Source organism: Flavobacterium sp. (assembly GCF_043780635.1).
GTDB lineage: Bacteria > Bacteroidota > Bacteroidia > Flavobacteriales > Flavobacteriaceae > Flavobacterium.
The window spans coordinates 1-20,287 of record NZ_JAYWCK010000150.1 but is presented as its reverse complement, the minus strand read 5'-3'; the positions used below and the strand labels follow the sequence as shown (position 1 = coordinate 20,287).

15 protein-coding genes are annotated in these 20,287 nt (G+C 34.1%); 6 read left to right on the top strand and 9 right to left on the bottom strand.

Going from position 1 to position 20,287, the window contains the following annotated elements:
* Positions 1-78: 78 nt before the first annotated feature.
* The 7 genes from ACH2BV_RS13810 to ACH2BV_RS13780 all read right to left on the bottom strand — a co-directional run bounded on the left by ACH2BV_RS13810 (position 79) and on the right by ACH2BV_RS13780 (position 12,259).
* Positions 79-5,616, bottom strand: coding sequence for a PAS domain S-box protein (locus tag ACH2BV_RS13810; RefSeq protein ID WP_395051346.1), 5,538 nt, complete (start codon positions 5,614-5,616; stop codon positions 79-81).
* Between the two features lie 504 nt (positions 5,617-6,120).
* Complete coding sequence (locus ACH2BV_RS13805) at positions 6,121-6,591, bottom strand: nuclear transport factor 2 family protein (protein ID WP_395051345.1); 471 nt, start codon at positions 6,589-6,591, stop codon at positions 6,121-6,123.
* 87 nt (positions 6,592-6,678) lie between these two features.
* Positions 6,679-7,356: a peptidoglycan DD-metalloendopeptidase family protein gene (locus ACH2BV_RS13800; protein WP_395051344.1), complete on the bottom strand. Its 678-nt coding sequence runs from the start codon at positions 7,354-7,356 to the stop codon at positions 6,679-6,681.
* 24 nt (positions 7,357-7,380) lie between these two features.
* Positions 7,381-9,165 (bottom strand): chloride channel protein, encoded by a 1,785-nt coding sequence (locus tag ACH2BV_RS13795; protein ID WP_395051343.1) that lies wholly within the window; start codon positions 9,163-9,165, stop codon positions 7,381-7,383.
* 43 nt (positions 9,166-9,208) lie between these two features.
* On the bottom strand, positions 9,209-9,877 hold the full coding sequence (locus ACH2BV_RS13790; protein ID WP_395051341.1) for a DNA alkylation repair protein: 669 nt from the start codon (positions 9,875-9,877) through the stop codon (positions 9,209-9,211).
* Between the two features lie 106 nt (positions 9,878-9,983).
* On the bottom strand, positions 9,984-11,666 hold the full coding sequence (gene ggt / locus ACH2BV_RS13785) for a gamma-glutamyltransferase (protein WP_395051340.1): 1,683 nt from the start codon (positions 11,664-11,666) through the stop codon (positions 9,984-9,986).
* Positions 11,663-12,259 (bottom strand): ACP phosphodiesterase, encoded by a 597-nt coding sequence (locus tag ACH2BV_RS13780; protein ID WP_395051338.1) that lies wholly within the window; start codon positions 12,257-12,259, stop codon positions 11,663-11,665. The genes ggt and ACH2BV_RS13780 overlap by 4 nt, the downstream gene beginning before the upstream one ends.
* Before the next feature lie 119 nt (positions 12,260-12,378).
* On the opposite strand from ACH2BV_RS13780, the gene glmM reads away from it, so the two are divergent.
* The 5 genes from glmM to ACH2BV_RS13755 all read left to right on the top strand — a co-directional run bounded on the left by glmM (position 12,379) and on the right by ACH2BV_RS13755 (position 17,810).
* A complete protein-coding gene (gene glmM / locus ACH2BV_RS13775) occupies positions 12,379-13,785 on the top strand; it encodes a phosphoglucosamine mutase (protein ID WP_395051337.1) in 1,407 nt (468 codons plus the stop codon).
* Positions 13,786-13,961: 176 nt separating this feature from the next.
* Complete coding sequence (locus tag ACH2BV_RS13770; RefSeq protein WP_395051336.1) at positions 13,962-14,714, top strand: membrane metalloprotease; 753 nt, start codon at positions 13,962-13,964, stop codon at positions 14,712-14,714.
* Between the two features lie 398 nt (positions 14,715-15,112).
* On the top strand, positions 15,113-15,859 hold the full coding sequence (locus tag ACH2BV_RS13765) for a type VI secretion system tube protein Hcp (protein WP_395051334.1): 747 nt from the start codon (positions 15,113-15,115) through the stop codon (positions 15,857-15,859).
* A 15-nt stretch (positions 15,860-15,874) separates the two neighbouring features.
* On the top strand, positions 15,875-16,534 hold the full coding sequence (locus ACH2BV_RS13760) for a hypothetical protein (protein ID WP_395051332.1): 660 nt from the start codon (positions 15,875-15,877) through the stop codon (positions 16,532-16,534).
* 85 nt (positions 16,535-16,619) lie between these two features.
* Positions 16,620-17,810, top strand: a complete 1,191-nt coding sequence (locus ACH2BV_RS13755; protein WP_395051331.1) for a hypothetical protein — start codon at positions 16,620-16,622, stop codon at positions 17,808-17,810.
* 9 nt (positions 17,811-17,819) lie between these two features.
* On the opposite strand, the gene ACH2BV_RS13750 is transcribed toward ACH2BV_RS13755, so the two are convergent.
* The gene (locus tag ACH2BV_RS13750) at positions 17,820-18,572 is read right to left on the bottom strand and encodes a hypothetical protein (RefSeq protein ID WP_395051330.1); all 753 of its coding nucleotides are present in this window, start codon (positions 18,570-18,572) and stop codon (positions 17,820-17,822) included.
* Between the two features lie 8 nt (positions 18,573-18,580).
* Positions 18,581-18,880 carry a hypothetical protein gene (locus tag ACH2BV_RS13745; protein WP_395051329.1) on the bottom strand — a complete coding sequence of 100 codons (300 nt, stop codon included), beginning with the start codon at positions 18,878-18,880 and terminating at the stop codon, positions 18,581-18,583.
* Positions 18,881-19,022: 142 nt separating this feature from the next.
* On the opposite strand from ACH2BV_RS13745, the gene ACH2BV_RS13740 reads away from it, so the two are divergent.
* A partial coding sequence (locus tag ACH2BV_RS13740; RefSeq protein WP_395051328.1) for an aminotransferase class V-fold PLP-dependent enzyme occupies positions 19,023-20,287 on the top strand: 1,265 nt, incomplete at its 3' end.

Here is a 20,287-nt window from a genome sequence, read left to right as displayed (position 1 = left end):
AACAGCATTAACTTTGGTGCAATTCATCAATAAATTTATTTTTGAAAGACCAATAAACAATATTAAAACACAAATAATTTAATTGCACCCAACGGGTTTATTAAAATACTTTTGTATTAATTCACCCAATGATTTAATATTTATAGGTTTAGCAATATAATCAGTGCATCCTGCAGCTATTGCTTCGTCACGGTCACTTTGCAATGCGTTAGCAGTTTGTGCAATAATAACCAAGTCTTTGTTGAATTCTCTAATTTGTTTTGTTGCTTCATAACCACCCATTTCCGGCATATTAATATCCATCATTACAAGATCAATGTCAGGGTTGTTGCGACAAGCCTCAATGGCTTCAATTCCGGTACCCACTTTTATGATTTCATTGCTATAGGGTTTTACAGCAATGGTAACAAGTAATTTCGATATAGCATCGTCTTCTACAATCAATACTTTCAGGTCTTTAATTTTGTTTTCCTCTTTTACTTCTGAACTTACTTTTTCGACAACATTTTTTTCTTCGGGTTTGTTTTCAGAATGGAAAGGAATAGTAAAATAAAAAGCACTTCCTTTTCCTTCTTTGCTTTCTACCCAAATTTTACCACCAAGTATTTCAACATATGCTTTCGAAATAGTCAATCCCAATCCTGATCCTTCGTGAGTGCGGCTAATGCTGTCATTTGCTTGCCTGAATCGTTCGAAAATTATTTTTTTATGGGATTTTGAAATTCCCAAACCGGTATCTTTTATAAAAAATTCTAGGAATTCTCCTTTTCTTTCACAACCAAATTCAATTGAACCTTCATTTGTAAATTTTAGTGCATTTTTGACAAGATTGGTAAGTACTGCATAGAGTTTCTCCCTGTCAGTTTTTATCAAAGTATCTTTTGAATCTAATTGCTTAGAAATGTATAGTTTAATTCCTTTTTGTTTTGCCTCAGGTTTAAAGAAGGTATGAATATATTCTACTTGTTCATTTACATTGGTTTCTGACAAGGAAACTTCTACTTGCCCAGATTCAACTTTCGAAATACTGATGATATCATTGATGATATTAAGCATTCGTTTTCCACTTTGTTCAATAATTTTGATATATTCCTGTTGTTCTTCTCCAGACAATTGTGGAGCTTTTAATAGTTCGGTAAAGCCAAGGATTCCGTTCATAGGTGTACGGATTTCGTGGCTCATATTAGCAAGGAAAACTAGTTTTAAGCGATCGCTTTCTTCGGCACGTTCTTTTGATTTGACTAATTCTTTTTCCACATTTTTGCGATGTGTAATGTCTTCTTTGATGGCGATAAAATGTGTTATTATTCCCTCTGAATTTACAATCGGGGAAATTGATGCCGATTCCCAATATAGGCTTCCGTCTTTTTTCTTGTTATGGAACTCACCGTGCCATTCTTTGCCGGCAGTAATTTTTTGCCATAAATCTGAATATTCATTAGGCGAGGTGTAACCTGATTTTAATACTCGTGAATTTTGATGGATTACTTCCTCAAGAGAATATCCTGTTGATTCGACAAATTTTGGATTTGCATATTCGATTTCGCCTTTTATATTTGTAATGACAATCGATACAGGACTTTGCTCAACAGCTTGCGAGAGTTGTCTAATTTTTTCTTGGGTACGTTTGCGATCCGTGATGTCGTGCACAATTACTTGAACAGCGTTTTTGCGATCATAAATTGTTGGTATTGCTTTTATTTCAACATCAAAAGGGACTCCGTTTAAACTAATAAATCGTTCTTCTTCAATTTTAGAGGTCTTTTCATCAGATATAACTTCTTCCATCCTTTTAATAACATCTGCACGACTGTCGGGATGTACAAATTGTAAAACTGGTTTTCCAATTATCTCCTGAGTATTTTTTGCTCCCAGCAATTTAAGACCTTCACTGTTTATATACGCAATTTTATCATCTGCATAGATTACAATTGCATCAGGAGAACCTTCTACTAGACCACGGTATTTTTCTTCGTTTTCGCGTAAGGATTCTTCATTTTCTTTCTGTTCGGTAATGTCAAACATTACTCCACGCAACCAACGTGGTTTTCCATCTTCTACCACTACGTTTACAATGTCTCTGAGCCAAATATATTTCCCGTCTTTTGCTCTAAAACGATAGGTGAAATCGTGTGCCTTCATTTGATTTGTTTGGCCAACACAATATTCAATAGTATGTTCTTTGTCCTCAGGATGCAAATGATTTACCCAGAAATTAGGTGATTGCCATTCTTTGGCACGATATCCCAACAATCGTTCTGCTTGCTCACTAACATAAGTGAAGTTAAAAGTCTTGGCATCAGCTTCCCATACAATTCCTCCAGTTGAATTTACTAGGTCTTGAAACTTTTCTGAAGTAATTTTCAATTTTTCTTCTGCTAGTTTTCGCTCAGAAATGTCCTGAATAGAACCTATTAATCGTATGGGCTGACCTTGTTTATTGAAAGTGATTTCACCATTTCCTTGAACCCAGCGTTCTTCTTTGCTGTCTACTTTAATAATTTTATATTCTTTATTAAAATTTATTTTTTTAGCAATTACCTCATTGTTCAAATAATCATTCATAATCGCTCGCCATTCCGGATGAATAATTGAAACCCATCCATTAATGGTTTTGTCAAAAGTATTGTCAATGCCAAATATTTTGTCAAGAACATTAGTACTTGTCCATTTACCTGTAGTGAAATCTAAAGAATAAGAACCAAGGTTTGCAATGATTTGAGTTTGATATAAAAATTTTTCATTGGCAATCAATTTAGTTTCAGCCAGTTTTCGCTCTGTGATATCTTGGCAAGTTCCCAATGCTCTATAGGGATTTCCTTGATTGTCACGAAGAATTTCCCAACGTTGTTCTACAATTTTTTCAATTCCAGCAGGAGTTATGATTCTATGTTCAAATGAGTTTATTGTATTTGATTTTATCGAATGAACAAAAGTGGTTTCTACTGAAGATCTGTCTTCTGGATGAACGATTGTCAAAAAAATCTCCAAAGTTAGTTTGTTAGTATCTGATTTAAGTCCGAATATTTTTCCGGTTTCATCAGATAATAGAACATCGGTATAAGTAAAATCAGTTTCCCAACTACCTATTTTTGCTACAGCCTGCGCCGCTATTAGTCTTGCTTCACTTTTTTTAAGTTTTTTCTCGTTTTTTCTTTGTTCTGTAATGTCATTAATAATCCCGAGGGTATTGATAACTTTATTGTTCTCGTCCTTGATTGCTGAAACTGATAATTTAGCCCAAAAATGGGATTTATCTTTTTTTATATACCGCTTTTCAATTTGATATTTGTCAACTTCACCATTAAGAAGCCTATTATAACAAAGCTTATTCTCTTCTAAATCAACAGGGTGGGTAATGTCCATATTAGTCAACATACAGGCTTCTTCGTTCGAATAGCCAAACATTTCAGAAAACCAATAGTTAATATCCAAAATTTTGCCAGTGGCGTCTGTTAATACAATTCCAGAATTAGCAGTATCAAAAATAGTTCGTAGTCTTTTTTCGCTATTTTCTAATTTTTCTTTTGCATTTCTTCGTTCTGTAATGTCAGTAATAATTCCAATGGTATTAACAGTTTTGTTGTGTTTATCCTTGATAGCAGAAACAGAAACCTCTGCCCAGAAAAACGATTTGTCTTTTCTAACAAATCGTTTTTCGATTTGGTAACGATCCACATTGCCCTCAACAATTTTATTAAAAGAAGCATCGCTTTTCTCTAAATCATCAGGGTGAGTCAGTTCGACTACTGTTAAATTATTTAATTCGGTCCTTGTATATCCAAGTGCTTTAGCAAACCAATTATTGAAAAGTAAATATTTACCTTTCAGGTCGGTCAATATAATTCCTGAATTGGCTAAATCAAATATGCCTCTAAGCTTTTCCTGACTTTTTTGAAGCGCTTCCTCAGCCTTTTTACGTTCTGTAATGTCTATAACTACTGCAATTATATTATAAGTGTCACCTTCAACATTTTTTATTACAGATAATGATACTTCACCATAAAAGTTAGATTTGTCTTTTTTTATATAAAGTCTTTCATAAAGAGGAACTTCTTTTTGCCTACCTATAATAATTTTATTAATAGCTTCTTTAACATTTTCTAATTCATTAGGATGTATCATGTCATAAAGAGACATAGTGTTCATTTCATCTCTTGTGTAGCCCAACATTGTTGGCCACTTATCGTTGAAATTGATAAATTTACCTTTGGCATCGATTACTAAAATTCCAGAATTGGCAACATTAAAAATGGTTGATAACTCTTCTTTGCTTTCACGTAGTGTTTCTTCATTTTTTTTGAGTTCAGTAATATCTTGGTGTGTCCCTGACATTAGCAGTGGCTTACCATCAATATCCCATTTATTAATTCCTCCTCTATCAAGAATCCAAATCCAATCTCCGTTTTTATGCTTCATTCTGGCTTCACATTCATAAAAATCGATCTCGCCATTGAAACATTTTTCAAGCAACTGGTTCGATTTTATTAAATCATCAGGATGAGTAAATTTTATCCAAGAATCTATAGAAACAGGAGATATTTCATCTAGTGTGTAACCTATTATTTCTGCCCATCGTTCGTCAAAAACGGTCTCTCCGGTTTTGATATTCCATTCCCAAGTTGCTGTTTTGGTTCCTTTTATAACTGTTTCTAGTTTTATTTTTTGGGTTTTCAATACTAATTGTTCTAACTTGCGTTCCGTAATATCTCTGGTAATATTCATTACCGCAGGTTCATTCAAATAGTTTATTAATATAGTTTCAATCTCAACATTTCTCAGATATCCCTTTTTGTTTTTGATAACAGTTTCAAAATCTATTTTTCCTTGAGATAGTAAAGTTTCTATTCTGGCTTTTCTTTTTTTGTCAGATAATATTTCAATGTCTATAACGCTCATTGCTAAAAGCTCTTCTTTTGTATAACCAAAAAGATTTGTTGTTGCGGGATTTGCTTCTATAAAATTACCAGGCTTATTATCAGAATCTATTCTAAAAATGGTAATGCTATCTCTATTTGTTTCATATAGAGTACGGTATTTTTCTTCGCTGACTTCTGTAGTTTCTTCTGCTTTTTTAAGTTTGCTAATATCAATCATTGTTACCAAACATTTTTCTCCATCTTCGCTCACAATTCCTGAAAGGGTTACATTTAGAGTAGTATTAGGAACAATAGATAAACTTATCTCACATGCTTGTTTTGTTTTACTGTCAAATATTTTTTTTAGAAACAAATTGAATATTGGTTTTGTTTCTTCAGAGATAAAAATTCCCATTTGTTTTTTTAGTAAAAGCGAACGTTTTTTTTTCAAAAGATTCGCTCCTTTATAATTAAGATCCTTTATAATTCCTTCTTTCGAAAGTGTAAAATAACCAGAAGGGGTAAAATCGTATAAATTGGTATATTTTTCAGCATCAGCTTCTGCCTTCGTTGTTGTAGATAGAAGTTTTAGATTTTGTAGTTCGAGTTCTTTCTGGTGTACATCAAGTTCTTGTATGATTTTAAGGATTTCTATATCAGTTTTGTATACGTCGGTATTTATTGATTTTATAGTAATGTGTTCTTCGGTTTTTTGACGAGGATTTTTTGATTCTAACGAGTTTGTTTTATCTTTCATTTACAGATAATATTTTGAAATAATGTTTTTAGACTAATTTTATCTAATTGTAATTTCTTTTTTATAATGTCTTCTGCCAATTGTCTTTTAAGATATATCACTGATATTTAACTTTTTAACTATGTGATTATCTATTTTATATAAATTAATGATTAACTCACATTAATCTTATTACTTGTAAGGTTCTAATAATAAATTTGCTAATATCAGGCGTTAATTTTTCAAAGTTTTTTGAACCCGAATATCTTTCACTTTCTTTTTTGCTGTTTTTATCTTGGAAATTCTTTTCTTAAATCAGGGTAGGGTTATACTATAGATTGAATTTATTGTTCAAAATAGTGGGTTTGCCAATCAAATTTAAGTAAATATTACCGAAATCACAGCGAGATTTATGACATTTTTTGATTAATTAGTTGAATTATTCAAAAAAATACCTTTGCGGATTAAATATTTTTAATGCTCATTTGAGATGAGTAATTCAATATTGTAGTTCTTGATTTAGATTTATTTTCCTTCGCAGTACATTTTAAGAGACATTCGTGCTTGTTCCTGAATTTTTTTCTGCATAAAACCAGTCCAACCCAAAAGTAATCCTTTGATTCCTAGTGCTTGTTTTGCCCATTTCCAAATATCAAAATCATCGGTATGTTTTATGATTAAACCATCTTGAAAATGGAATTTTGCAGCAATAGTATTTACCACTTTTCTATTCGTTTTACTAAAATGGTAACTTGCAATCCATCGTGCAGAACCAAGGTGTTCATTTGCTTTTACCTCAGAGAATTCTATTTTTAAAATTCCTTTGCTTCTTTTGAGTAGCATTTCCCACATTTTGCAAACCTCATTTCCTTTTAATAACCCAAAAGCAGGATCACGAAATTGAACATTTGGGTGATAGCATTCACACATTTCTTTGGCATCGCCATTAGCAAATGCGGTGTAGAATTTAATAATGGTGTTTTCGTTTACTGTCATTTAGAAAAAAGTTGGAAGTAAAAATAATTATTTTTTCGTACAAATTCATTTTTTTGTTAACTTTTGTAATCAAGCATTTTTTATGCTTTACTTAATTTTCAATAATAAATTTGGGTCGGGACAATTTTCTAAGTAATAATCCAAGTTTTTTTTGCTGCAAACACCGGGATAATCACTGAAATTATCTTCTATATTTTTAATAATTTGGAAATGTAAATGTGGAGAATAGCCACCATTTACTGATGAATCTCCCAAAGTGGCTACTGTTTGTCCTTTTTTGAAGTTGCTTCCGATTTCTATATTCTCAATACTTTCTAAAGATAAATGACCGTATAAAGTATAAAATATCTGGTTTTTAATCGTGTGTTTTAGGATAATTGTAGGGCCATAATTTCCTTTTCCTGCATTATAATCAAAGCCATACACTATTCCGTCAAGTGCTGCTAATACTAGCGTTCCTGCTTTTATCCATAAATCCATCCCAATATGAATATTTCTCTCATCAGTTTGCTCGTCATTGAAAAGAGTGGTTTGATTATAAAGATTTCGCACTTCATTGTAGCCGCCAAAAGCTACTTTGGCATTGTTTTTTTGAAGATAATTTTCGACGTATGCTTCAAATAGATCAGGATTTTTCACATCAATTTTGGACAATTCAGTGTTTGCAATTGACAATTCTAAAGGAATATATTTCGAATATGGAATGGAACTATCAACGACTTTTACATCTTTGATTTGTAAAAAAAAATTTTCTAATGTTGACATAATGATTATTTAATAATTGCAAAATTACTCTATCGTCATTGATTTTAACTTGGTTCGATATGCTTCTAGAGCTATGGATTTTGAGATAAATCCGTAATATTTTCCTTCTTTTAATACAGGCAGAAAGTGAACTTTAGTTATTTCAAACTTGTTCATAACCGTTTCCATACTATCGGTAGGATAGATAACATCAAAAGGAGTTTTCATTATTTCTTTCACCAAAGTATATTTTACACGATAAGGATTAAAAATTATTTCTCGAATATCATTGAAATGAACTATGCCAAGTAATTGTTTTTCAGTATCTACAACAGCAAAAATAACTTGATTGGAATGCGAAATCAAGTCAACTAATTTTTCAAGATTTTCATCCGGTGAGACCGTCAAATAATCAGTTTGAATGATGGAATTGGTGTCTAAAGTTGAAAGGATATTTGTGTCTTTATTGCTAGTGAAAGCTTGACCTTTTCGGGCTAAATTTTTCACATCCAAAGAATGTTTTTCGAAACGTTTTGAAATCGCAAAACTGATGGAAGCCACCATCATAAGCGGAATCATCAAATCATAACCTCCTGTTATTTCTGCAATAAGGAAAATAGCAGTTAAAGGTGCATGAAACAATCCGCTCAGAATTCCTGCCATTCCCACCATCGTGAAATTGCTGATGGGTAATTTAGTAAGTCCGGTTAGGTTTAAAAATTTGGAAAAGAAGAAACCAGCATAAGAACCCAAAAATAGGGAAGGAGCAAAATTACCTCCATTTCCTCCGCTTCCCAAGGTAATTCCGGTGGCAAAAACTTTAAGCATCATCGTTAAACCAATAAAAGCTAAAAGTGCCCAACCATTGTTTCTAAAACTGCTAAAAAGTGTATTTTCAAGTAACTGGCCTGGGTCATTTTCAGATAAGGTTTTGATGCTTTCATAACCTTCGCCAAAAAGTGTTGGAAAAATAAAAATTAATAATGCCAAAATGGAAGCGCCAAAAAGTGCTTTTTTATAAGGTTTTAATCGTAGTCGGTGAAAAAAATGTTCCACTCTTTGAAAATTCCTCGAATAGTAAACACAAATTAATCCTGTGAATATTCCGAGCAAAATATAGTAAGGAATATTATGGTAATTGAAGGTTTGTTGTTGTTTGAATGACAGTAATATGGTTTCATCCAAAACAATTTCTGAAATCAATGCACCAGTTGCCGCGGCAATCATGATGGGAGTAAATGCGGAAATGCTCACATCGACAAGTAATACTTCTATGGCAAATAATACTCCGGCAATAGGAGCGTTAAATGCTGCTGCAATCCCGGCTGCCACACCACAACCTATCAGCAATGTCCTGTCTTTGTATCTTAATTTAAATCTTTGAGCATAATTCGAACCAAAAGCTGCTCCTGTAATCACAATTGGACTTTCTAAACCTGCTGAACCACCCAAACCCACAGTGAGCGAGCTCGTTATGATTTGGGCATACATTTGTTTTCGCGGAATGATACTGGCTTTTTTGGCGACAGCATACAAAATCTGTGATGTTCCTTTTTCGATAGTTCCACCTAGAACTCTTTTGACCACAAAAACCGTCAGTAAAATCCCGATTATTGGCAAAATACTATTGATAAAACTCAATTTTAAAATCCCGTTGATATAAGTGGCAAATTGGAAAACCCAATGTGCAAAAGTTTTCAAAACGATTACGGCAAAAGCCGATAAAATTCCAACCAAAACACTGGATAAGAAAATAAACTGTTTATTGCTGAGTTTATTTTGTGCTAGGACAGCAAGGTCTTCAAGTTTATGGAAATATTTTTTGAACATTTTGTATTTTTAAAGGAATGCTAATTTACTACTATTTTTGAGTTCAGTTTATATTTTTTAAGGCTTCTTTTTGGCTTAATGGTTTTAAGTTGGTGTTGGCTACATAGTTCCGTAGGGCTTCGGGATTTGTTTTTGCGTATTCTCGCAAAGCCCAACCAATGGCTTTTTGGATGAAAAATTCTTTGGAGTTTTTATGTTTTTCACATTCCGATTTTAGCAAATCGAAATTGGTTTTTCCTTTGTAACCCAATTGAAAAAGAATGGCACTTCTATTAAGCCATATATTCTCGGAATTCGAAAAACGTTCGATCACTTTTTTAATTTCCAATGGATATTCGAGCAGATATTCACCCAAAATGTTTTTGGCAATCGTGTCAACACTGTCCCACCAAGAGTTTGTGATCAAGAGTTTTTCAATGAGCTGAATATCTTCTATTTTGTAATTTCCCTGGAGTTGTTTTATCAAAATTTCTATGGCACAATACTGCAATTCCCGTTGTGGTTTTGAATACAATTTCAAGGCAATTTCTCTTGGATTCTCTACAATTTCTCTATGGTTTTCCTTCCAAATTTCCTTAAAAATTCTTCTTCTTTCTTCCGTTTTAATTCCAAAAAAAGAAAAAAGATTCCGCATATATTTTGCCATTGCAAAGGCATTTTCGGGATTGCCGTTTTTCTGGAATTCAGTTTCTAATTTGCTTATGAAATTCATAGTATAGAAAAATAATGGCAATATCAATATTAATAGCAAAAAATTTAAAATCTAAATCTAAAATCTGCAAACTACAACCTGCAATCTGAAATCTGAAACCTGCAATCTAATACCCCACCGCCGTATCATCGCCTCTTTTATCGGCTCCACCTTCCAGTTTTCCGTTTGGTAAAACCAGAATAGCATCAACTTTTCCCAGAACTGGAGGGTTTTTTTCGTTGATGATATATCCTTTTTGTTTTAAACTTTCTAAGGTAATTTTCGAAAATGCATTGGGCTCAAAAACCAATTCGTCAGGTAACCATTGATGGTGAAAACGTGGCGCGTTTACGGCTTCCTGCATACTCATCTTGAATTCGCTAACATTCAGAATCGTTTGCAAAACCGTCGTGATTATAGTAGAACCTCCAGGCGAACCCACTATCATAAACAATTTATCGTTTTTTTCTACTATTGTTGGCGTCATCGAACTCAACATTCTTTTTTGAGGTGCAATACTATTGGCAGCTGCGCCAACCAAACCATAAGAATTTGGAGCTCCCGGTTTGGAGCTGAAATCGTCCATTTCGTTGTTGAAAAAGAAGCCCAATTCATCTGAATATAATTTGGAACCATAAGCACCATTTATTGTTGTGGTTACTGAAACAGCATTTCCTTCAGTATCAATAATCGAATAATGCGTGGTTTCATTACTTTCGGAAATGGCAATTTCTCCGTGAGAAACATCAGAAGACAAGGTGGCTTTGCTCCAATCGAAAGATTGCATTCTTTGTTTCAAGTAATTTTTATTGAGTAATTCATTTTTTGGAATCTTTACAAAATCAGGATCACCCAGGAAATAATTCCTGTCAGCATAAGCTCTTCGTTCCGCTTCAGTGACTACTTGAATGGTTTTTACGCTGTTATGTCCAAATTTTGAAATGGAATACGGTTCAATCATTTTCATTATTTGTTGTAACGTGATTCCACCGCTAGAAGGTGGCGACATCGAAATTATTTTTAAATCTTTGTAATTGAAAATAATTGGGTTTCGCCATTTGGCTTCATATTTTGCCAAATCTTCAAGGGTAATAATTCCTCCGTTTTTTTGGATAAAATCCACCATTTTCTTGGCGGTTTCCCCTTTGTAGAATTCATCCTTTCCGTTTTTCATTATTTTTGTTAACGTTTCGGCTAATGCCAAGTATTTTATAGTGTCACCTGCTTTATAATTCTGGGCTAGCAAGGTTTTCTCTCCGCTCACTTTTACCAAAATATCGTGATAATGTTGCAGCCTTTTTTCTTGTTTTTCGGTGACCACGATTCCTTTTTTTGCTAAAGCAATTATAGGTTTCATAATTTCCTCCATCGAAAGTTTACCCATTTTTTCGTGAACGGCAAAAACTCCCGCAATGGTTCCTGGAATCCCTATTGCTAAAGCTCCGTCAACACTTAAATTGGGAATTACATTTCCGTCTTTATCAAGATACATGTCTTTATGAGCTGCCAATGGGGCTCTTTCCCTGTAATCCAAAGAACCTGTTTCTCCGTTGGCTTTTCTGAAAACCATAAATCCTCCACCTCCAATATTTCCTGCATAAGGATAAGCAACCGCAAGTGCTAATTCTGTCGCAACCATCGCATCAAAGGCATTACCTCCTTTTTTCATAATTTCGACACCAATTTTCGAGGCTTCCTCACGGGCCGAAACTACCATTGCTTTAGAGGTTACCAAGCCCGTTTGAGCAATGGTTTTGAATGGAAGTAAATAGAAAATAGAAAAGGAAAAAAGAAGAATTATTTTTTTCATAATGAAATTATTTTTTGGTTGGTAAATGTAATCAAATCTTCAAAAAAAGCGGTGAATTCTGACTCAAATTCGGAATAAAACGTTCTCAACTCCGCCACTGAAAACCGCATATTCGATTCCTGTTTCATTCGAGATTCCATTCGATTATCCATTTTTGCCAAAACGCTTTCGATGCCTTCTATGGTTTGATAACTCAGCAGCCAATTGTATTCTATCATATAAGGCATCATTTTTTGGGTTTTAGGAGTCAAATCATCATAATTGTCTCTCAAAGATTGATAAAAACGTTCCGAATAATCTTCCAATCTTTCATCAGAATAATGGGTCCAGTTTTTTGCCAAAAAGTGGTCGTACAAAATATCTACGATGATGCCGGAATAATGATGGTAATTGGCGTGCAGTCTTTTGGTGCTGTGACGAAATATGGGATGAGCGTCAGTATAGGTGTCGATGGAACGATGCAGAATAATTCCTTTTTGAATCTCCAGCGGGAAGATATCAAAATGTTTTCCATGAATACCGTCGGCCATAAAATTGCCGATTTTCATCAAATCATTGTCTCCGGAAAGGTATATGTGGGCCAGGAAATTCATTCGACTAATCTATGGATTTTAAATGGTGATTTTTGAATTTTAAATAACTTTTATCAACCGTCAATTATTATATTTGTAAGCAATTTAAAATTTATAATTCAAAATTTAAAATAATAAAAATGACTTTAATAAAATCGATATCAGGAATTCGGGGAACAATTGGCGGTAAAGTTGGCGATAACCTCACGCCGGTTGATGCAGTGAAATTTGCTTCAGCATACGGAACTTGGCTAAAGACCCAAAACCCAAAACCCAAAACCCAAAACCCAATAAAACTAAAAGTTGTTGTAGGTCGTGATGCCAGAATTTCGGGGCCAATGATTCATAATTTAGTGGTCAACACTTTGATTGGTTTGGGAATTGACGTGATTGATTTAGGACTTTCTACAACGCCAACTGTTGAAGTTGCTGTTCCTTTGGAAAATGCCGATGGCGGAATTATTCTGACAGCTTCACACAATCCAAAACAATGGAATGCCTTGAAATTATTAAATGAAAAAGGAGAATTCCTGAATGGAATCGAAGGAGAAAAAATCCTGGTAATTGCTGAAGCCGAAGCATTCGATTTTTCCGATGTAGATGATTTGGGCGAAATTATCGAGAATGATGCTTATATGGACATTCATATTGATGAAGTTTTGAATTTGCCTTTGGTAGACATTGAAGCCGTAAAAGCAGCTAAATTCAAGGTTGTTGTTGACGGTGTAAATTCGTCAGGAGGAATTATTATTCCAAAATTGTTGGAATTAATGGGTGTTGAAGTGGTGAAATTATATTGCGAACCCAATGGCCATTTTCCCCATAATCCGGAACCTTTGAAGGAACATCTAACCGATATTTCGGAATTGGTAGTCAAAGAAAAAGCAGACTTGGGTGTTGTCGTTGATCCCGATGTTGATCGTTTGGCTTTTATTTGCGAAGACGGCGAAATGTTTGGCGAAGAATATACTTTGGTGGCTTGCGCTGATTTTGTTTTGGGTAAAACTCCAGGAAATACCGTTTCGAATATGTCGTCTTCACGTGCTTTGCGTGATGTGACGAATGCTCATAACGGAAAATATGAAGCCAGCGCAGTAGGTGAGGTGAACGTGGTAGATTTGATGAAGAAGAACAATGCCATCATTGGTGGAGAAGGAAACGGAGGAATTATTTATCCTGAATTGCATTATGGACGTGATAGTTTGGTGGGTGTGGCTTTGTTTTTAACACATTTGGCACAAAAGAAAATGACTGTTTCTGCTTTGCGTGCTTCGTATCCGGAATATTATATGAGCAAAAACAAAATCGAATTGACACCGCAAATCGATGTCGATGCGATTCTTGTGGCAATGACGGAAAAATACAAAAACGAAGATATTACAACTATTGATGGCGTGAAAATTGACTTTGCCGAAAATTGGGTTCATCTAAGAAAATCAAATACAGAACCGATAATTCGTATCTACACAGAAGCGCCTTCTCAAGAAAAGGCCGATGCTTTGGCTTTGAGAATTATTGACGAAATAAAAGTGATAGCAGGAATTTAAAGCCGCACTTTTTATAATTAATAACCCTTTCATAGCTTGAAATTTTTGAAAGGGTTTTGTTTTATTGGATTCGCTTTGATTTAATAATGCACACGAACAAAATAAAGTGAACAGCAATTATACTAATGACTCTTAATTTGAGTTTATCATAGCATACTTCTAATACACATAAAATTTTGAAAAAAATAGTTGCAATTTTAGCAATAGGTCTTTTCCTATTTGTTTCCTGTTCGAAAGAGGATGATTCTTCTGGATATATCGTAAATCCCAATACTAATAAACAGTCAACAGGAAGTTCTTCAAACGATTTATTATCTGATAAAAAGTTTAAAAGTATGGTTGTAGAAGTTGTTTATGTAGATGGTTTTGAACCATCAGCAACGGCCATTAATAATTTGGTTGCTTTTCTTGGCGCAAGAACTTATAAACCTAATGGGATATCTGTTATAAAAAGAGCGATTCCTTCTCCAGGAAAAGCAACATTTTCAGTTACAGAAATTGCTGCAATAGAAGATGCTAACAGAACTAAGTATAATACCTCTGATCAAATTGCCGTTTGGGTCTTTTTTGTGGACGGAAAGTCAGTACTTGACACTAGTACTTCCGCTATTTTAGGAGAGTCTTATAGAAATACTTCTTTTGTTATTTTCGAAAAAACCGTACAAGGATTAAGTGATAGCCCATTGGAACCCAATAGAAGTTTAATGGAAACTACGATAATCACTCATGAGTCAGGACATATATTGGGGTTGACTAATTTAGGAGCCCCAATGCAAACTAATCATGAAGATACGTCTCATCCTAAACATTGCAACTTGTCAAGTTGCTTAATGTATTGGGCATCAGAAACAGGTCATAGTGTTTCAAATATAGCGCCGCAGCTGGATGCACAATGTCTTGCAGATCTACGCGCCAATGGGGGAAGGTAAAACCATAAATTTTTAATTAAAAACCCTTTCAAAAATTAATTTTGAAAGGGTTTTTTTATTTTGATTTTTATTTGTTTTAAATAAAAATAATGAAATATTCTGTCATTAACCAAAAAAGTGTATTTTTAACCATATTTTTAAGAATTACAGTTCGGATTTGTTAATCAAAGTACTTATTGGCAAATGAAGGTAATTACGCCAACTGGTAGTATATTCCAAAGATTAAATCTTAAAAAGGTAACAATTCTAAATGCAAGTTGATATAGACTTGTAATCGTTCTTTTGGCAATTGAAACATATCGGAATCTGAAATATTTTCAAATTGAAGGGTAACAATTTTATAACTAAAAGTATCTATTACTAAACAACTAAAAATTAACAATTAAACTTTAGAAATCATGAAAAAATCCATTTTTATTACAGTAGCTTTATTTGCTTTTACCAGCATTACAAGTCAATTATTTGCACAAGAAGCAACAGTTGCAAAAGGACAACACATTGCAAAGGCTACATTAGTATGCCGAGTAAGCTCTACAGAAACCGGTTGTACTATTGCCTTTGAAAGTAGTCCTCCAGCTCCAGACGCAGCAAGTGGAACAGCATTGACAAAAAAAGGGTATGATTATTACCAAGCGAAATCAGCATTCAGTGTAAGTGCTGTTGATAATTCAGTGACGGAAGTAAAAAGCCCACGTGACGCAGCAACTGGTCAATCATCAGGAAAAAGAATGCACAAACCAATGACTGTTACAAAACAATATGACAAAAGTTCTCCTATGTTAGCAAAATCGGTCTCAAGTTCAAGCACAGCATCCTCTGGAATCGCTATTGACGAACCAGGAGTTCAAAGTAAAGTGAATGTTCAGGATATTAGTTTCACCAAAAGATGTGGAGGAAAAACTACAAAAATTTCTTGTGATGGTGGAGATTGTGAAATACCTATAGGAGATTGCCCAAACGGAGATTGTTCTATAACGGCAGATTGGAGCTGGGGAATGTCTCAAAGTGGAGGTTCTAATCGTTGCTCTGTATATTTTTTATTAAAAATTGAAGACGGCGCTTGTACTGCAATGGCCATAAATGAGAAAGGATTGCCTGGGGATAAAAAACCTGCAAAGGAAGTTAAATATAATAGTCCAAAATAAATAAAACTTAAAATTATGAAAAAGTCAATTTTTATATCACTAGTTCTAATGATGGTTTCTTGTTTTTCTAACCAGTTATATGCACAGGAAACCATTGCCAAACAAAAAACCAAAAGCAACAATACAAATGAAAGAGATGGTTCTACAAATCAATGGCCAATTCTAGCCGTGAAAATTAGCCCAACAGAAAATGGAATCGCTATAGTTTTTGATAATGCAATTGTAAGTCCCAGAGATGCCGCTAGTGGTTTACCAACAGGAAAAAGGATGCATAAACCAGTTCGTTTCAATATTAGCCCAAGCGACAATACAATTACCGAAGTAACAAGTACTAGCGCTATGGTTTCAGGTCAATCTTCTGTTGGGACAAAATCGACTACTACAACTCCAGATCCATCAAATGCTCCGGGAAATCCTATTAAAGGTATTAGTGTAAAAGGAGGAAGAAATCCTGGAGGCAACCAGCTTAATAAAATTGTTGTAACTGATGGAGAATTTTCTTTGCCAGTGGATCTTGCAGATGGTGAGTATGAAATGGCAATTTCTTTTACCTATCAAAAGATTGAAATGGGAACAGCGGAAACCAAAGATTCAAAATCGTATGTTTCAGGTCACTTCATAATAGAAATAGATGGTGGTGTATGTAGATCTATTAAAGAAAAAGGAGTTCGTTAAAATAGTATAAAAAGAAAGTAAAGATTTCTACTTATTTGATTTTGAATGTCAATTATTCAAGATTACTTACTTAAATTTTGTCAATATGAAAAAAAATGTACAACATCATTTGGTTCAGCTTAGACCTATGTCAAAAATTTTATTTAAAAGAGCATTAATAGTAAAGCAAATTTTGATGTTAGTTGTTCTGTTTTCAACAACTAATTTATTAGCTCAAAAAGACTTGATGCATAAAAAAGATAGTACAGAAGTTAGGTGTAAAATAATAACTGAAACCCCATCGATGTATACATATGCATATATTAATGCTAAAAATAACGTAAAGAAAACCAATATTCTAAAATCGGTAGTCGAAAATGTGGAATACAACAAATTCGATAAAAATTTAGTTGAGGACAAACTTTTTACTGATGCAGCTCCAATTGTTTATACTGAAGAGCCCTTAAAACCCTATCAATATTCTTTTGGTTTGGGTCTTAATGTAAGCAATATTTTAGAATTTAATGCGCCTTCGGGACCAGATAAAAAAAGCTTTTCGGCAACCACGACTTTAGACCTGGGATTGGATTATTACAAAGAAGGCAGCAGGTTTGCAATGACAAACGAACTTCACTGGACACTTGCCGTTCAAAAGTCTGGTATTTCGGGCAGTGACCGCATTCAAAGGGTTTCTGACGAGCTTATCACCTTACACGATTTCTCCTATACATTGAGTAAAAACAGCAAATGGAATGCCAATATAATTGTTAAAAACAGCACTTCGTTTTTTACTATTTATGATGGCGACTATTTTAAAGATTACAATAATAATGGAAAAATCCAGGGTTTTTTGAGTCCGTACCAAGTAGTGCTTTCGCCTGGGATAAAATACCAACCTAATAATTATTTTAGACTTTCACTTTCTCCTTATTCCGTTAGTTTGTATGGATTGACAAGTCAGCAAATTGCCAATACAGGATATTATACCCAGACTTATGACACCAATGGGGATTACGATTTATTTGTTTTTGACCAATTGGGAGCGGAGCTTAATATTTGGTACGACAGGAAATATAAGAAATGGCTTGAAATGCAATATCGTTTAGGGTTTTCCTCGGATTATCTTTCCAATGAAGATATAACTATTTTGATGGATGGAATGTTTATTACAAAAATCAGAATTGTCAAAAATATATATTTGACACATCGGGCGATTTTGAAAGGCGATTTATTAGAAACACCATTTAAACCGTATTACAAACAAACCATTTTGTTGAGTTTTGCCAAGACTTTTTAAACACAAAAATTAGTCTAATCTCTTTTCCGTTTGTTTGATTCGCACCATTGTAATCGCAATCAAAATAACAAGTATCACAAAAAGAATAGCTGACGAACCAATAGTTCCAAAGTTTAATCCTCCTTTTTCTAACGGTTTAGTGAGTAAATCTCCAAAGGTTGCTCCAAAAGGTCTTGTTAAAACAAATGCCAACCAGAATAAAATAATGTGTGATATTTTAGTAAATTTATAAGCTAAGACAATCAAAATCAATAAACTTCCGATGAGGATTGCACCACCAGCAAATCCAAGTCCTGAATTGTCTGCCAAGAAATCACCCAAAGCCGTTCCCAGAGTATTCGAAAACAAAATAGCTGTCCAATAGAACAGTTCGCCACGAGTAGAAGTGATGTTCGTTACCGCCAATGTTTTCTCGCTAATTTTCCAAATAACAAGCGTAATTACTAATAATGTTGCTAAGATCAACGAACCCGTTGCATAGCCCAATCCCAAAGTTCTGTCCATAAAATCAGAAATAGTTGTTCCGGCTGTACTTGTAGCAAGAATAACTGCCCAATAAATTATGGGATGATATTTTTTGGTGGAAAGTTGGATAAAAAGCGTGACAAAAAAGAAACTCAACAACAGCATTGAGCTAATGGCATAGCCAATTTTTAAAGTCATTGATAATAAATCGCCCGCAGTTTCGCCCAATGTCGTGGCGCAAATTTTCATTATCCAAAACGAAACGGTGATAGCTGGTAACTTATTGATGTTATTCATTTATTTAATTAATTAATAAAGTTCATTGTTATTAGTAGGATAATTACTAGTATTCCAATAAGACCAGAAATAAAGAAATAATCAGCTATAGTTTCAAGTTTATTTTCTCGCTCTATACTCGTAGTTCTTATCGAAATAAACGAAAAAATACACGAGCAGGTAAGTAATATGGCAATAACCGAAGTAAACTCATCAATGACGTGCGTTTCAATCCGATTCGAAATATGTAATGAGGTAATAACGAAAAGACAAAACCCCAAAAGATTTGCTGATGTTGTTAATATATGAGGAGAAGTATTGTTAGCCATTTGACAAAAGTAAAATTTATTGAATCAATTTTGGGAAAGTAATTCTTGTATTTTTGTTAAAATGACTCTTTCAAATCAACTTAGTATTTTCTGTTTCCCAAATAACTAAAAATAGGTATCTTTGAAATCAAATTAGCTTATAATGACCACCAAAGAAATGCCAACTCAATTAGAACAATACTTCCAGCAGTTTCGTAAGAATATTATAGGAATCAATCAGGAATTTGTTTCGCCTTATGGCAACCAAAAAATCATTTATACAGATTGGACTGCTAGCGGAAGATTGTATCGTCCCATTGAAGAAAAAATGATGAATGAGTTTGGGCCTTTTGTAGCTAATACACATACGGAAACTACCGTTTCAGGAACGGCAATGACGATGGCTTATCACAAAGCCAGAAGCATCATCAAAAATCATGTAAACGCCAATGAAGACGATGTTTTAATAACTGATGGAACCGGAATGACAGGTGTAGTCAATAAGTTCCAGCGTATTCTTGGCCTGAAAATTCCCGAAAACCTGAAAGAGTTCATTACTATTCCCGCAGACAAGAAACCAATTGTTTTTATTTCACATATGGAACACCATTCCAATCAAACGTCCTGGCTTGAAACCATTGCTGATGTTGAGGTTATTCCTGCCTGTGAAGAAGGATTGTTCAGTCTAGAAAATCTCGCTAAGTTATTGAAGAAATATAAAGACAGAAGTTTCAAAATTGCTTCCATCACATCCTGTTCGAATGTTACCGGAATTAAAACGCCTTATCACGCAGCGGCAAAATTGATGCACGAAAATAACGGACTTTGCTTTGTGGACTTTGCCTGTTCTGGACCTTATGTTGCAATTGATATGCATCCGGAAGATCCGGAAAGTTTCTTGGACGCGATTTTCTTTTCACCACATAAATTTCTTGGGGGACCCGGAACTTCGGGGGTATTGGTTTTTAATAAAAAATTATATCAGAATTTAATTCCCGATAATCCGGGCGGAGGAACTGTTTCCTGGACAAACCCTTGGGGCGAACACAAATACATTGACAATATCGAAGATAGGGAAGATGGAGGAACTCCGGGTTTCTTGCAGGTCATAAAAACGGCGCTAGCTATCCAGTTAAAGGAAAAAATGGGAATAGAAAATATCCTGAAACGCGAACACGAAATCGTGGATTATGTTTTTTCTAGCTTGGGAAATATTCCAAATATCAAGATTCTAGCGGCGCAACATCAAAATCGATTAGGAGTGATTTCATTTTATATTGATGATTTACATTTTAATTTAGGTGTGAAATTACTTAATGACAAATTTGGAATTCAAACACGCGGTGGCTGCAGTTGTGCCGGAACCTATGGTCATTATTTATTGAATGTAAATGAAGAAACCTCTCATAATTTGGTTTGCCAAATCGA